Annotated in this window: 14 protein-coding genes; 6 read left to right on the top strand and 8 right to left on the bottom strand. The window is 63.1% G+C overall.

The genetic code is table 11. The features are described 5' to 3' along the window. Positions 1-153: 153 nt before the first annotated feature. From HY556_00755 to HY556_00745, 3 genes are all read right to left on the bottom strand, one after another. Positions 154-1,383: a hypothetical protein gene (locus HY556_00755; protein ID MBI4392314.1), complete on the bottom strand. Its 1,230-nt coding sequence runs from the start codon at positions 1,381-1,383 to the stop codon at positions 154-156. A gap of 142 nt (positions 1,384-1,525) precedes the next feature. Beyond that, positions 1,526-1,792, bottom strand: coding sequence for a type II toxin-antitoxin system RelE/ParE family toxin (locus tag HY556_00750; protein MBI4392313.1), 267 nt, complete (start codon positions 1,790-1,792; stop codon positions 1,526-1,528). Next, a complete protein-coding gene (locus HY556_00745) occupies positions 1,792-1,995 on the bottom strand; it encodes a hypothetical protein (GenBank protein MBI4392312.1) in 204 nt (67 codons plus the stop codon). Before HY556_00745 ends, HY556_00750 begins: the two co-directional genes overlap by 1 nt. A gap of 159 nt (positions 1,996-2,154) precedes the next feature. Here HY556_00745 and HY556_00740 point away from each other — a divergent pair, with 159 nt between their 5' ends. Together HY556_00740 and HY556_00735 are read left to right on the top strand one after the other, a co-directional pair. Beyond that, positions 2,155-2,364, top strand: a complete 210-nt coding sequence (locus HY556_00740) for a hypothetical protein (protein MBI4392311.1) — start codon at positions 2,155-2,157, stop codon at positions 2,362-2,364. A 1-nt stretch (position 2,365) separates the two neighbouring features. Next, positions 2,366-2,791 (top strand): type II toxin-antitoxin system VapC family toxin, encoded by a 426-nt coding sequence (locus HY556_00735; GenBank protein MBI4392310.1) that lies wholly within the window; start codon positions 2,366-2,368, stop codon positions 2,789-2,791. A 148-nt stretch (positions 2,792-2,939) separates the two neighbouring features. Here the strand turns inward: HY556_00735 and HY556_00730 are convergent, their stop codons facing one another. After that, positions 2,940-3,416, bottom strand: a complete 477-nt coding sequence (locus HY556_00730; protein MBI4392309.1) for a VOC family protein — start codon at positions 3,414-3,416, stop codon at positions 2,940-2,942. 90 nt (positions 3,417-3,506) lie between these two features. Then, complete coding sequence (locus HY556_00725; protein MBI4392308.1) at positions 3,507-4,346, bottom strand: hypothetical protein; 840 nt, start codon at positions 4,344-4,346, stop codon at positions 3,507-3,509. Positions 4,347-4,505: 159 nt separating this feature from the next. Here HY556_00725 and purF point away from each other — a divergent pair, with 159 nt between their 5' ends. Further along, positions 4,506-5,960: an amidophosphoribosyltransferase gene (gene purF / locus HY556_00720; GenBank protein MBI4392307.1), complete on the top strand. Its 1,455-nt coding sequence runs from the start codon at positions 4,506-4,508 to the stop codon at positions 5,958-5,960. Between the two features lie 162 nt (positions 5,961-6,122). Beyond that, complete coding sequence (locus HY556_00715) at positions 6,123-8,108, top strand: exo-alpha-sialidase (protein MBI4392306.1); 1,986 nt, start codon at positions 6,123-6,125, stop codon at positions 8,106-8,108. 93 nt (positions 8,109-8,201) lie between these two features. Here the strand turns inward: HY556_00715 and HY556_00710 are convergent, their stop codons facing one another. From HY556_00710 to HY556_00700, 3 genes are all read right to left on the bottom strand, one after another. Continuing rightward, entirely contained in the window at positions 8,202-8,552 is a 351-nt protein-coding gene (locus HY556_00710; protein ID MBI4392305.1) for a hypothetical protein, read from the bottom strand. 124 nt (positions 8,553-8,676) lie between these two features. Continuing rightward, entirely contained in the window at positions 8,677-9,402 is a 726-nt protein-coding gene (locus HY556_00705; GenBank protein ID MBI4392304.1) for an RDD family protein, read from the bottom strand. Then, positions 9,403-9,816, bottom strand: coding sequence for a PadR family transcriptional regulator (locus tag HY556_00700; GenBank protein MBI4392303.1), 414 nt, complete (start codon positions 9,814-9,816; stop codon positions 9,403-9,405). Between the two features lie 163 nt (positions 9,817-9,979). On the opposite strand from HY556_00700, the gene rlmB reads away from it, so the two are divergent. After that, positions 9,980-10,726 carry a 23S rRNA (guanosine(2251)-2'-O)-methyltransferase RlmB gene (gene rlmB / locus HY556_00695; protein MBI4392302.1) on the top strand — a complete coding sequence of 249 codons (747 nt, stop codon included), beginning with the start codon at positions 9,980-9,982 and terminating at the stop codon, positions 10,724-10,726. Positions 10,727-10,966: 240 nt separating this feature from the next. Continuing rightward, positions 10,967-14,998 (top strand): PKD domain-containing protein, encoded by a 4,032-nt coding sequence (locus HY556_00690; protein ID MBI4392301.1) that lies wholly within the window; start codon positions 10,967-10,969, stop codon positions 14,996-14,998. Positions 14,999-15,045 lie beyond the last annotated feature (47 nt).

Raw genomic sequence — 15,045 nt, 5'->3', positions numbered from 1 at the left:
GTCAGGCGGCGAGTTGGACGTCACTCGTTTCGATGCACGGAGAGGTATTTATAGCACAGGCGTTGAAGCGCGTCCATTCGTTTGCCCTCGGGCATGCGTCGCCAAGAGGGTTGGCGCTCGGCGCCCCAAGACCCGCGGCGGCTCGTCGCACGGCTACCGCGAAAACAGCCTCTCGGCGTTCTTGAAAGCGAACCTCTCCTGCACGGCCGGATCGAGTCCTCCGATGAAAGCGCGCCCGTAATCCGAGAGCCGGTCGCCGACCGCGTGGTCGTACGTCCACACCGCGACGCCGCCCCGATCCGTGCCCCACATGAACTGGTCGGGATGCGCTTCGATGATCGCTTTCCAGTCGTCCCAATCCTTTCTAAGCATTGGGCCGAAGTCCTTCGTCTTTTCGAGGAACGTCGTCGCGTTCTCGCGCTGGTGAAGCAGGTACTGGTCGCCGTAGAGGTCGTTCGCGGTGAAGAACACGTTGTCGTGTGCGTCCATCAACGCGCCGATAGCGGGCGCGATCTGGTCTCCGTGGACGATGAGGTTGAGGTCCGGGTTCTCCGTGAGGACCGCGTCGAGTGAGGCTGCGTGGCCGTCGCCGGGATGGAGGTAGGCGACGAGCTTGTGTTCGCGGAGGACGAGATAGACGCGTTTGAGGATGGGGTCGTCCGGCCTCAAGTCGCGTCCGCCTTCGGAGCGGGAGTAGAGACCGATTTCCCCATAGCCGCGGAAGAGCCCTGGATGTACCTCAAGCATTCCGCGAAGTGGCCCCTCGTCAACGGTCGGTGGGTCGTCGTTCGCGGCTGGCGCCATGATGAACGGGATGAAGAGGTCGGGATAGAGCGACATCGTCCGGTTCACGACTTCGAGGGATTGCCAGTCGATGTGAGGGAATACCGGGAAGAACGATACGGCGCTCTTGGTCCCCTCCCACTTGAGGAGGCACGCGATCTCGCCCATGCGGACGTTGACACCGGCGATGGGGTGCATCTTCTCGTCGGGCACGGGCTCGCCGATCGGGGAATCGGGAAGGTGCGGGATGTGCATGTGCGTGTCGATGAGCGGGCCCTTGTAGTACGTGTCATTGTACTCGCGCCGGGGCGGCCTCGGGCAGTCGACCGGAGCAAACGACGCATTGATGCGGCGGTTCCATTCGACGCGTTCGAACGCGGCGTCGGGGTCGTCGTCGCCGCCCTCCTCGTTAGACCCGTCATCATCGGACGCAAAATGCTCGGAAGCGTCGTTGTCGCCCACGCCCGGTCGGTCCGTTGAAGGGTCTTCGTCCCGTCCATCGTCGTCGTCATCGCCCGTCGGCGGCGGGCCGAGGCAGCCCGCGACGAACACGATGAGGAACGCGAGGCCGACTTGGACGCGGCCGCTGGAACGATCCATGTTTCCCGCTTACCCCGAGACGGACGATAGAACTTGCGGATTCTCTCGCTGCAGATCGGGTTTTCGACGCTGGAAACCGTCTCGCGTTCAAGGGTGCGCGGCCGTCCGCCCCAAGACGATCTGCATCGTCTGCATGGACAGATCAGATGTCGTATCCGCGCTTCTTCCTGAAGAAGTCCGTGATAATTACGTCGCCATCGTGAATGCCATAGATGGCTCTCCACGGGCCTACGCGCACGCGGTAGAGGCGTCTTGTGCCCTTGAGCCGCTTGATGTCCGCCCCGGGCCTGGGGTGGATCGGGTCTTCCTCCAGCACGAGGAGAGCGTCCTTGACTCGCGCCCGTTCATCGGCACGTAGCGCGCGAAGGTTCTTTTCGGCGCGCCGCCCGAGGATCACCCGGTAAGGCATCAGAGGTCTCGAAGGTTAACTAGGCGCGGCTTCTCCTCGATCGCCTCATCCAACAAAGCGATTTGTTCCTTCACGAACTCTCGATGGTCAAACTCGTCCATCAGGTTCGTCAGGATGTTGGCGTACGTCTGGCCCTTCACGCCGTAGCGTCGCAGGCGCTCGCGAACCGCCACTGGGACGCGAAGCATCGTGTCTTCTGGCATACAATGTATACGTGCGCTGACGAAGTATAAATAACTAACCGGCGGTGTCGGCGGGTTCGCACGTCGGTCGCGAAGGCGCCCACGCCGTGCAACCAACTTCCCTCCTGGGCCGTAAGAACCAGCAGTAAACTTTATCTTGTCTTACAACCATGTAAACACATGGGTGTAATCAGCGTGCGTATTCCAGATGCGCTACAGCACGAGCTCGACGAGGCGGGAGTCAAGATCGCCGAGACCGTGAAGGAGGACCTCACGAAGCTCGCAGAAAGACTCCGAATCGATCGTCGCAACGCCACCCTTGCGAAGTACCGGCGGCCCGCAAGTCGTCCCGTGGCTGACGTCGTACGGGAAGCTCGCGAGGAGCACTAGGATGTTCGTCTTGGATGCCAGCGCTTTGGCAAAATCGTTCCTCGATGAGGCGGGATCGGAGGAGTTTCGGGCCTGGCTTAGCGAAACCTCGGCGAAAGGCATGGCGCTTCAAGCTCCACACATCGCATACAGCGAGCTCGGACGGGTCATACAGAAAGAGTGTCGCGACCTGAAGGTCGCCGAGGCCAAGGAGCTTCACCGCGCCGTCTTCCTCGGAATCGACCTGATTCCGTTGAACACCGACGACGATCGCGTCTGGGATGCCGCCACCGGCGTGACGTACTACGACGCGGAGTACCTAGAGGCAGCCGTCTCCACCGGAGGAACCCTTGTCTCCGCTGATGACAGGCAGTTGCAGGCCGCAAGAAAGCTCGGCATCAAGGTCATCTCGTTCAGTCCGACCAAGGGTCGCAAGAAACAGGCATGAACCAGACGACACCGGGCCTCGAGAACCTGCAGAACCAGCCGTGCGAAGACATGCGGCGCGCGGACGCTCACCGCCGGCCTCAGGGCGCAATCGACGATGTCCCGCGATTACGCCATGAGCGGAGGGTTGGACCAGTATTACCAAACGCTTACTGCGGGCGGCCCGATTCCTTGAGCGCCTTCGCCATCTGCTTCGCGGTCACGTTCTTCACCTTCTCGGCAAAGGTCACCAGGATGCCGTTGTTGTCGACGCACGTGAAGTTCCGATCTCCCCAGAACTGGTCCGTGAGGGGTTCGCGGATCTCTGCTCCATTCGCCTTCGCCGTCTCCCAGACTTTCGTCACGTTCTTCACGTTCACGTAGACGTTGACGCCGTTGTAACGAGGCTTTGCCGACCACGCCTGCCAGTCCTCCTTCTTCATGCTTCCGGGCTGCGAGATCGTGGCCCACATGATGTAGGACTCGCCGAACTTCGTTCCCGCGTGGACCCAGGTCCCATCTGGGGCCTTCATCTGGTCGCGGATCTTCGCCCCGAAGTTCTCTTCCCAGAAGTGCGCGGTCTTCTCGACGTTCTCGACTCCAAGCATCACGTTCACACCGACGGGTTTCTTGAGGGCCATGGCCATCAAGATGGGAACCTAAAGGCCCGTCTTAAGGCTAAGGGGGGATGTTCGAAAGTGAGCGCGGGGCCGCCGAGGAAAGGACGACGGCCTGCTCTACCGGCGACGCCTTATGACAATGGCCGCCGATAGCGCCGCCGCGAGCATCCAGGCCTCTGGGCCCGGCGTATTGGCGACCGGCGGCGCCGTCGCATCATCGGAGAGCGGCTCGGTATGGCCAGACGCGTTCAACGGCTCGATGGCCAGCAAGGGCTCGACGACGGGCGCGTCGGGGACCCCGAGCGTCATCACGTAGTTCTTCGTGGCGGTGGCGGAGTCTGAATTGTAAAGCGCCGGCGGAGGCGAGCTAAGGGCCGGCGCGACGCTAAAGGGGTCGACGTTCACGAGGAAGAGCAGGATGAGAGGCGTGAAGGCCTTGCCGTCGATCGTCGTCACCGCGATCTTCTCGATGGTCGGCGGGTCCTTGTAGGCGACCGCAGCGGCGTTGCCGTGGGGCTCCGACGTGAAGTGGTCCTTCTTGAACACGACGCGTACGTAGCCGGGGGACCCGGCGGTGACCGTGCCTGTGGTCGCGTTCGAATCGTAGGTGAAGCCCGCATCCTCGTCCCAGTGACCGTAGGAGAAGTCGGGGGGCGAGCCCGGGATGAGGAAGGCCGACGTCGCGTAGTCGAGGCCGCGGTACTTGAACGCGAATGAGAAACCGGTCACAGCCGCGAGGTTCAAGTCGAGCGTCTGGACCTTGATGACGGTCGTGAACGACGCCTCTTCCTCCTTCTCGATCCAGCCCGCGATGATGTCCGTGGATTGCGATTCGTCGGGCCGGGCCGTGTCCATGGCAGCGTCCACGAGCTCGGGCGCCTTTTCGGTGCCGGCGCTCACGGTGCCCGAAAGGACGATGGCCATTGCCGCTACGGCGAAGAGAACGCGGTCGGTCATTTGGTTCACGCCTGTATCCCTGTGGATACTTGAACCCTTCCCCCGGAAAAGGCGTCCGGCAGCGCTTCTCAGGCCGCCTTCGAGGGCGTCGGTCCCACGACCCGCGACCCGCCTACGAAACCCGTATAAAGGCGGCGTCCTTCAGAATAATGGGACCCAGTGCCAGGCGAAGCCAAGGACAAGTGCGGCATCTTCGGAATCGCTTCGAAGTCGGGCTCCGTTTCGCTCCTCATCTTCTATGGTCTACGGTCTCTTCAGCACCGTGGCCAGGAATCGTCGGGCATCGCGGTGCACAACGGGTCCTCCGCCGGCGAGGAGAGGACCAACGGCGGGCCCGGCGTACGACCCGGGCGCACGCAGACCTTCCGCGGGATGGGCCTCGTCGAGAACGTCTTCACTCCGGAAGTGCTCCAAACGCTCGACGGGAACGTAGGGATCGGCCACGTCCGTTATTCGACCACGGGGGCATCGGCGTTGGAGAACGCGCAACCGTTCACGGTCACGACCTCGCACGGGGAACTGGCGCTCGGCCACAACGGCGACATCGCGAATTCGAAAAAACTGCGCGAGGAACTGAAAGCCAAAGGTTGGGCGTTCCAGACTTCGAGCGACTCGGAGGTCGCGGTCCGCATGATCGCGAACGAATTGTCGGAGACGGGGAACGTCGTTCGGGCGATCCGAAGCGTCATGAAGCGGCTCTCGGGTGCTTACTCGTTCATCATCCTGTTCAAGGACCGCGTCTATGCGGTGCGCGACCCTCACGCGATACGGCCGCTTTGCATCGGGGAGCTTCCCGATGGCGGATTCGTCGCAGCTTCCGAGAGTGTCGCACTCGACGTTGTCTCCGCGAAGTTCCTGCGGGACATGGAACCGGGCGAGATCGTGGAGATCTCGGAGGAGGGGTTGAAGGCGTTTCCCGGGACAGCCGCCGAATCGACGGCCCATTGCCAGTTCGAGTTCGTCTACTTCGCCCGCGCGGACAGCGTCATGGACGGGAAGAACGTCCACGACGTGCGCATCCGCTTGGGCGAGATCCTCGCAGAGGAGGCCCCGGCACGGGCCGACGTGGTCGTTCCCGTCCCGGACTCCGGCCGCACGCACGCGCTGGGGTTCGCCCGCAAGAGCGGCATCCCGTTCATGGAGGGCCTGATGAAGAACCGTTACATCCACCGCACCTTCATCATGCCGGAACAGCAGGCGCGCGACATCGGCGTGAAGTTGAAGCTCAACCCCGTGCCTTCTGTCATCAAAGGAAAACGCGTCGTGCTCGTCGATGATTCGATCGTGCGCGGCACGACGACGCGACGCATCGTCACGCTCTTACGTGAGGCGGGTGCGAAGGAAGTGCATCTTAGGATCGGCTCGCCTCCGATAAAGTCGCCTTGCTATCTCGGCGTCGACATGCCGACCCGCGAACAACTCATCGCCGCGTCGAGGAGCGAAAAAGAGATAGCGGCGTTCATCGGAGCCGACTCGCTTGCCTACCTTTCGGTCGAAGGTCTCGTAAGGTCCATCGGCATGGACAATGGCGACTTGTGCCTCGGATGTCTCACGGGCGAGTACCCCGTGGAGATACCTGGGGAGAAGCACAGGTTGCAAAAGACGCTCTTTTGAAGAAGGCCGGAGATCGTCGGGTAGAGCACGCCCCGATTGCCAGAGGATCACGTCACAGCAACGGATTCTCTGCGCCCAGGCCCTTTCTTGCCTTCGATTGACCAACCCTCATACATGAACAATGATAAGGCTCCAACGGCTCTTCTCTTGAAGAGGCGTACCATGGGGAAGAACGTCCGGGGACTGTCCACGCTTGCGATCGTTTTGCCGCTTCTTGGCGTGAGCCTCGCGGGCTGCGTCTCGCCGACAAGTTCCATGACGCCCACGGACACGTCGCTACCCGTGAACCTCGCCCCCGTCGTCGAGGCCGTCGGGGCACAGATCTCGGTCGTCGGCGACTCCGTCGTACTCGTCTGGAGCGGCAAGGTGACGCCACCGGCCGCGATCTGGCGGCCGGACACTGGGCCGACCCCGGTCCCGCTTCCCGTCCCGATCCCTTCGAGCGTTTCGAAACCAAGGCTACCGGATGACCCGTTGAACTACGTCGACCTCGACTTCACCCTTCCCCCGGACGTGACCATCGTCCAAGGAAACCTCACGTGGATGGACGGTGCCGCGACGCTAGGCTTCCGGGTCCTCAACGAGTCCGGGACGACCTGGTGCGGCGCGCCGTCGATCGGCCGGAATGCACGGGCCGGCGAATGCTGGGCGACACTTTACGGGGATCGTTCCGAAGTGCGTGACTGGCGCCTCCGCGTGAGCGCCATCTCACGGATCGGCGACGCCGTCCCCGTGGATTTCGCCGCGCGCCTCACGCTACGAAACGTCACCCTGCCCATCTTGGGCTCTCCCGTCCCGGTCGGGACACAGGCGCCTCTCCAATTCGGGACGCCGGTCCTTGTCGATGCCGAAAAACGCACCGGCGAGCCTTCGATCGCGGTGAGCCCCAAGGGCACGATCTACGTCGCCGCGCCCACGGGTCCCCAAGAATCGTTGTGGCAGTCGATGGATGGCGGCATGAGTTTCACGCGGATCAAGATCCACCACGATGTCCGAAGCGACCAGATGGGCGCGCTCTCCGATCCCGGTAGCATATACACGGTTGGCGGCGGCGACTCCGACGTAGCGGTCACCGGCGAGGACACCATCTATTTCTCTGACCAGCAAGGGGGAAGCGGCGAGACCGTTTCCTCAAGCCACGACGGCGGAAAGACTTGGTTCACGAACCCCGGTGGAGCGCAGTACCCGGCGCAGCCGAACCCGGCCTCGTTCTACCCCGTTTCCCCGCCCGCGCTGCCAGTCGCCGCGCCCGGCCTCCCGATCGGAGCGCCCTACTCGGCGGATCGCCAATGGCTCGTCGTCGACGGGGCGGACCACGTGTGGCTCGGCTTCAACGGACGCGACGGAGCGACGGTGACACACTCTTTCGACGGGGGAAAGACGTTCTCCGGCCGGACCATCATCCCCGAAGACGATTGTTTCAGAGGCAATCTGGCACGGGCCCCCGACGGCACGCTCTATCTTGCAGGATGCAACGACGACGGCCCCGGGGTTGCGACGTCGACGGACATGGGAAAGACGTTCGTGTGGCATAACGTCGCGAAGCGTAACGGCGAGACGAACACGTCGTTTTGCTTCCCCTGCCACATCTTCACCGTCGTAACGGCCGACGCGGGCGGTAACGTCTACACGGCGTGGAGCGACGAGACGGATTCGAACGGCGGCCTGAGCATCTGGATATCCCACTCGTCGGACAAGGGCGCCACGTGGTCGCCGCCGCAGAAAGTGAACAACAACCCGGGGACCTACCTTCTCCCGTGGCTCACCGCTGGGGCTGCCGGCAAGGTCGCGCTCTCCTTCTATGGTACGGCCTTCGTCGGACACCCGGAGAAAGTGCTCGGCGAGTGGTACACGATTCTCGCGATCACCGAGAACGGGTTGGACGACGACGCGACGTGGGTCGAATCCGCGGCAAGCCCCGAACTCATCCAGTACGGGCCTGTCTGCATGCGCGGGAGTGCGTGCGGAAACGCACGTAACCTCCTCGACTTCTTCCAGATACAGGCCGACAAGGACGGCCTCATCCACATGGCATACGTGGACGGCTCGGCAGGCGGCACCGCGCGCCTTTCGAAGATCATGTACGTCAGGCAGACGGGCGGGCTATCGCTCGGGGGCCCGAGTGTGGACAAGAACGGTGGGAAGTAGAAGGCGCGATTTCCTCCTGGGGCGGTCCGATTAGAGAACCGTGATCCAAGGCCCTGTTCTCGCCGAACGCGCGGCATCCTTCTTCGCAAGGTCCTACGGCAGCTTGCTGCTCCAGCCATGATCCGCGGGCCGCGGCTGACGCCGCCCATCCCGGGTGAGGAGCCAAACGACGCCGATTAGGAGAAGAAACGGAGAAAAGAACGCAAGCACCATCACCAAGGCGACGATTCCCATGATGAGGACCACGGCCAAGCCGAGAACGAGGCCAAGGCCAATGAGCACCGGCCACGTCCACCCCGGCGGGACGTGTTCGGAGTCCCGATCGTTTTGCCAAGGCCGCCAACGCTCCATCGCGAGGTCAGCGTAGTAGAGCCCGGCGAAACCGGCGATGAGAAAGACGAGCAAAGCACCGGCGACGATGCGAGAACGGTTTCGCGCCGTCATGGCATTGCCGCGCGGGCTTCGGGTCCGCCTCGGCCGCTTGCCGCGCCGTCTTGTGGCGGCGCCGGTCCCACGCATCCCGAGAGAAAAATGGCCAACGCCATGTCGGTGACAATTCCGCGCGTCATCACCGCACCTCCCTTACGACGACGGTCCCGGCGTACCTGTCGGAGACGCGCTCCTTCTTGTCACCGAACGCGAAGTGACCGAGGAGCGTGTCCGCGAGGACGAGCGGCGGGAACCCTTTCGTGAAGTTCCTGATGAACGCCGCCTTCCAGCCAACGGGGCCGCCGTGCTCCGTTGCGGTGCGCAGTTGCATGACGATCTTTCCGGGCGTCTGTCCCCGGGTCGCCTCGAAGGCCGCGAAGATGAGCGCGAAGTAGAGTATGCCGAAGAGCTCGTCGGCGCCCCGGAACGCCCCGAGGATCGGCGTACCGGCGCTGCAGCGGAACTGGAAGGGGTCGATCGAGCACGAGTAACCTACGGGGTCGAGGATGATGCTCACGAGCGGTCGGACGACGAGTCCGGTCGCGATGGCGACGATGACGAAGTCGATGAGGTACGCGATCGCGCGGGGCGTGAACGGGGCCCTTTCGAGTTTCGCCCGTTTCGGGGCGAAGAAGGCGGCGTCCACTTCATCCGGGGTCCCTAACGAGTGGATCGCGAGTCTAGCGTGGTCTTGCGTTATTATCGAGCCGCCTTCGGCCGAGACACGCGTGGAGGCGACGTCGAAGAGGTGCGAGTAGAGTTCGAGTCTTGCGTCCAATCGCTCGCGGTCAGGTAGCCCAGAGCGCCTCGCGACGGAGTCGGCGTAGTCCTCGAGCAGTCTCTTTGCGGCTTGGTCTATTTCCATCTAAGGGCCTCCCACTAGGGTGTCCATCTCGTCCTTGTACTGTCTCCAGGCGCCTCGTAGTGCTTGGAGAAGCTCCACTCCGGTCGCGGTGAGTTTGTAGTACTTCCTCGGCGGGACGCCGGTGTCGGTGGCGACCCAGCGGCTGGACAGAAAACCCGCGGACTCGAGGTCGTGCAGCAGCGGATAGACGGTGGCTTCGGTGGAGCCCCACGCGACGGCTCCTTTCTTGCGAAGCTCTGTGAGTATCCCGTACCCGTACGTCTCCTTCTCGGAGAGGACCGCGAGGAGGGCAAGCCTCGTCGAGCCTTTCCTTAGTTCGCGCATCCAGCGCTCGAGGTCGGCGCTCGTGGAGTCGGAGACGCCGCGGCGCTTAGCGGAGCCGGCGGGCTCCGCGTTAGCAGTCAGATCGGCCATACCTTGGATAGCAAGGTATACCGACGAACAATATATTGTTTTCGGCAGATTCGAAGAGATGCCACGTTTGTAGCAAATGTTATTTTAGAATGCCAGCGCGACGCTTTGCCGCAACATCGTCCGACGGGCGTCTTTTTCCGCCCGACCGACATGCGACGAAAGCATGTCCCTCGAGATCGTGGCGGGCGTGAACCCGGTGAAGGAGGCGTTGAAAAGTGGCCGCTCCATCCGACGGATACTGCTCGCTCGCGAGACTCGGGGAAGCGAGGAGATCCTCGGCCTCGCCGCAGAGCGGGGAATAGACGTCATACCCGCGAGCCGCCGCAAACTGGATGAGGAGTTCGGCGGCGTCCACCAAGGGGTCCTCGCCTACTGCGAGCCGCGAGGCACCGTCTCCATCGAGGACATCCTTGCGCGGGCAAAGCAACGCGGCGAGGACCCGCTCATCGTCGTCCTCGACGGTGTCGAAGACCCCCACAACCTCGGCGCCGTCATCCGAAGCGCCGAGGGCGCGGGCGCCCACGGGGTGATCATCCCCGAACGCGGCGCCGCGGGGCTTACGCCCACGGTCGTGAAATCGAGCGCCGGCGCCACCGAGTACGTACTTGTATCTACAACATCATCCGTGCCGACCGCGTTACGCCAACTGAAACGCCACGAAGTCTGGATCGCGGGTGTGGCCGTCCACGGGAAGAGACCCTACTTCGAAGAGCGCCTTACCGGGCCCCTCGCGCTGGTTCTCGGAAGCGAAGGCAGCGGCATGGGACGGCTTTCGGAGGAACTCTGCGATCTCACCGTCTACATCCCGATGAGCGGCCACGTCGGATCCCTGAACGTTTCGAACGCGGCTGCCGTCCTTCTCTACGAAAGGGTGCGCCAGACTTCGGCGGCCAAGAAGATGCGACCGTAGCAATGGGGGCTCGGCCGCGCATCCCACGCGTGATGCGCCAACGTCTCGTCGGTACGTATTAACCCAAGCCCGCGTCCCGGGTGTTCCCCGCGCCCGGCCGGACCGGCCAGGGACGCTCGCTTGTTCCCAACTGGAGTGACGCAGAACCGGTTATCTATCGACCGTCCCCATGGCACTCTTAAGCGGCAGGTCGAAGGAGCGGGCAGGATTGGAAAGAGGGAACGGGCGGAGGCGGCCAGTTTGCTGATAAAGCAACTTTTGGCCATCATGGTCGTCATCGGCAGCCTGCTCTTTTCCCAGTTCACCGCCACCTACTCGCAGTTCGCCGGCGGCGAGACAGGGATCGACGTCTCGAGCGTCCCGACGGACCTTCGCGTCTACACGGCGCAAGGTCCAGGCGGAGACGCGTATGGCGGCGTCTCCGTGCTTTTCGCGGAATTGAACGGCGCGAAGATCGAATCCGATTTCTGGGGGACGGGCAAAGTCGATAAACTGATCTTCAAGGTCGGGACCAAAAGCGGCGACAACGCGCGCCTCTTCGTCGGGGACCGCGAACTGAAACTCACGCCGATGGACGTGATCACGCTACGCCACTTCGAAGGCAAGTATGGTGTCTCGAACGCGGGCACCACGCGCGCGGAACTCCATCTCGACGGGACCATGCACAGTGCGATGTTCGCGGAGTCGGACCTGAAGCAAGTCTCGACGAACAACAAGGCACATGCGAAGCAGTCGCTCGACTCGTTGGCCGACGCGAAGGGTGCTTTGGACGAGGAGACCACGAAGATCGCCTTCGTCATCGTCGACAGCCAGAAAGTGACGGGTGTGGAACTCAACCCCGGCGGGTTCGCGAGGCTCCAGACAGAGAGGACAATCGGCGGCGATGTCACGAAGAACATCCCCGTCTCGGCGGTCGTAGTGGATGGCAAGCCGCTCGATTCTTACACTTACATGGACCAGCCCATCGGGCTTATCCAGTTCACGCCGACGACGCAGGAAACGCGACAGTTCAACAATGAGACCACCGGAAACGTCACGATCAGCTTCGACGAGAACAACTTCGACCTCAGCGTTTGGTATGAATCGTGGGGAAAAGTGGACAACGTATTCGCGGTGTCCGATTTCGTCGGCGTCCTGACCTATTTCAAGGTGGGCCCCCGCGAAGCGCGGCTCTCACTCGACGGATACGCGCGCCAGATCGTTTCCCCCCAGGGTGCCGGTGCTGGCCACAACCAGACGCTCCTCGGAGGCCCCCTTTGTGTGGACGAGAACGACCCGCAGACATGCGTATCATTCCCTCCGCCCACGATGCTCCTCCAGGCCTCCCCGTTCTTCGGCGTCTACACTTTCACCAACATCAGGTTCACGGACCTTTCCACCGACGACGGCGTCATCGTCCTTTCCCGCTTCGATTTCGGCGACGGGCACCTCAACGCCAATCTCCAGAACCCCGGCGCCAACGACCCAGCCTACAACGAGCCGGTCACCATCGTTCACGCGACGCACACGGACCTCAGCGGGACCCTCGGAATAACGGTCAAACACCAGTACGTCGACGACGGCGTCTACACAGTCACCCTCACCGACACGGACAACACGCTTCTCTCCAATTCCACGACCCTGAACATCACTATCCTGAACCGGGCTCCAGTCGCGTCGTTTGCCTTCACGCCTCCGTTCCCAGTCGACCTGAGCCCGGTCCAATTCTCCGATACGTCCACCGACATGGATGGGACGATCGTCACCCGGTTCTGGGATTTCGGCGACGGGAACACGTCCGCCGTACAAGCCCCGATCCACTCGTTCGCAGACGACGGCAACTACACGGTGAGCGTCACGGTGACCGACGACGATGGCGCAACGAACACGACGCAGACGCGCATGTACGTCGGCAACCAGGCACCGCTTGCAAGCTTCACCCGCACGCCCACAGTGCCCTTCACTAGCCAGACGATCCAGTTCAACGACACGTCCACGGACGCAGACGGCGTCATCGTGTCGCTCCTTTGGGACTTCGGCGACGGGAACGGCTCCGCCGCATCGAACCCCACGCATTCGTACGCGAACTCCGGCAACTACACCGTCAGCCTCACCGTGACCGACGATGACGGCTACTCGAACACGGCCCTTGTGAACTTGCAGGTCCTCAACCGGGGCCCCGTGTCGGACTTCTCATGGTCGCCCGCGGTCGCAAGGCGCGGCGAACCTGTCAACTTCACGGAGCTAGCCTCGGATCCGGACGGCGTCGTAGTCTCTTATCTCTGGAACTTCGGTGACACGCTCCCGACAAGCACCGACGCGAACCCGTCCCATACGTTTCCCGGCTCGGGAGCCTACTCGGTCACACTCACGGTCACCGATGACGACGGTGCGACGGGCTCCGTGACGAAGATAGTCGCCGTGAACAGGCCGCCGTCGGCGCAATGGACGGCGAACTCCGCCAACGTCCTCACCTTCGAGACCGTCTACATGAACGCGACGGGCTCTGACCCCGACGGGACCATCGTATCGTGGTTTTGGAACTTCGGGGACGCCAGCAACTCCACGATCCGCAACACCACGCACGCCTACGTGAACCCGGGCGTGTACGTCGTGACCCTCACGGTGACCGACGACCTGGGCGCGTCCGCCTCCGCCTCCGCGAGCATCACGGTGCGAAACCGGCTACCGGTCGCGAGCTTCACGTACGGGCCGACTGTGCCGCAGATCGGCGAGACGGTCTTCTTCACCGACACCTCCACCGATCCGGACGGCAGCATCGTCGCGCGCCTTTGGGCCTTCAGCGACACGCCGACGACGGACAGCGGCGCGATCGTCAACCACTCGTTTGCGTCGGCCGGCCAGTTCACGGTCACCTTGTCGGTCACCGACAATTCGGGCGGCTCGTCGACGACGAACACGACGATACGGGTCAACGCGCCGCCGAGCGCGGATTTCAACTTCAACCCCGGTTCTCCCATCGCGGCCCAGGTGGTCGAGTTCCACTCGACCGCACTCGACGTCGATGGAAGTGTCGTGACCCTCGATTGGGACTTCGGGGACGCGAACGGGACCGCGTCGGGGCCGGACGTCAACTACTCGTTCTCCGCGATCGGCACCTACAATGTCACGCTGACCGCCACGGACAACGACGGCGGTTCGACGGTCATCGTCCACGCGGTATCGGTCGCCAACGGGCTCCCGACCGCCGACTTCACGGTAGCGACGGTCCAACCCGTGGAGAACGTCGCCGTCCAGTTCATCGACGCCTCGACGGACCCCGAGAACCTGCCGCTCCAGTACCTGTGGGACTTCGGCGACGGGTCGAACTCTACGGCTCAGAGCCCGAGCCACGCCTACACCCTGTCGGCGAGTTACGTGGTGAGCCTCCGGGTCACGGATACGGGTGGGGCGACCTCGACCGTTTCAAAGACGATCCGCGTCTACGGCGGGACGAACTTTGATGTGGAGCTTCGCCTCGTGCACTCGCCCGGCGATAGGCCGTTCAACCTCACCTCGAGCGTGTATGCGCTCGCCTACGTTGACCTTTCGACCGGAGCGACGCTTTCGACGGGCGATTCGGAGATCGCAGTGACGGCGGACGGTTGGGCGAACGCCTCGTTCGGCATCGGGGAGTGGGGCGCCAACGACATGCTGGAAGTAAGGCTCACGATAAACCCCGGCGGCACGTTCGTCGTCGCGCGCTACCAAATGGGCCTCGCGACGCGCTCCGTCGAAGTGGACCCCTTGCGGATCGCTTTGCAGAAGACGTACACGATAATCCTCGATCAGGACGCGGAGGTCGGCGTCGTGGCGTCGACGGTCGGCATCGTCCCGGTGCCGCCCTTCGAGACGTACGATGAGGGACGCTCGGACAGTTTCAACGACCCCACGAAGCCCGTCACGGGCAACGTGAGCGTCGTCTTCATCGACGGAGTGCCCGTCGAAGGCGAGGCGCTCGTGTTCGACGTATCCTATACTGGGGCCGTCAGGACCGTCCCGGTGGTCGAGACGGGCATGCCACCGCTCACGGCCCGCACCGACTTGAAACTCGACCTTACGACCGACGCTGGCGGCCGCGCGACGTTCACGGTGGGCTTTGACGTGGATACCGGTGCCGGCGCAGGCCTGTACTTGCCCGGGTGGCACTTGATCTCGCTCAACGGGTGGATAGTGGGAAGCAACCTCAGTCCACCGACGCTTCCCCTGCGGCCGCAAGCAGGGCAGAACGTGGTCAAGGCGTTCTACGTTTCGCCGGAAGGCGCCGGCACTACGCACTACGACATGACGTGAGAAAGCGGCCTGGGCGTTCGATAGGCGCCGGTGTTCCATAGGACCCG

It is taken from the genome of Euryarchaeota archaeon, assembly GCA_016207515.1.
Taxonomy (GTDB): Archaea; Thermoplasmatota; SW-10-69-26; order JACQPN01; family JACQPN01; genus JACQPN01.
Note: the sequence above shows the minus strand (reverse complement) of the source record. Positions and strands in the feature narration are given on the sequence as shown.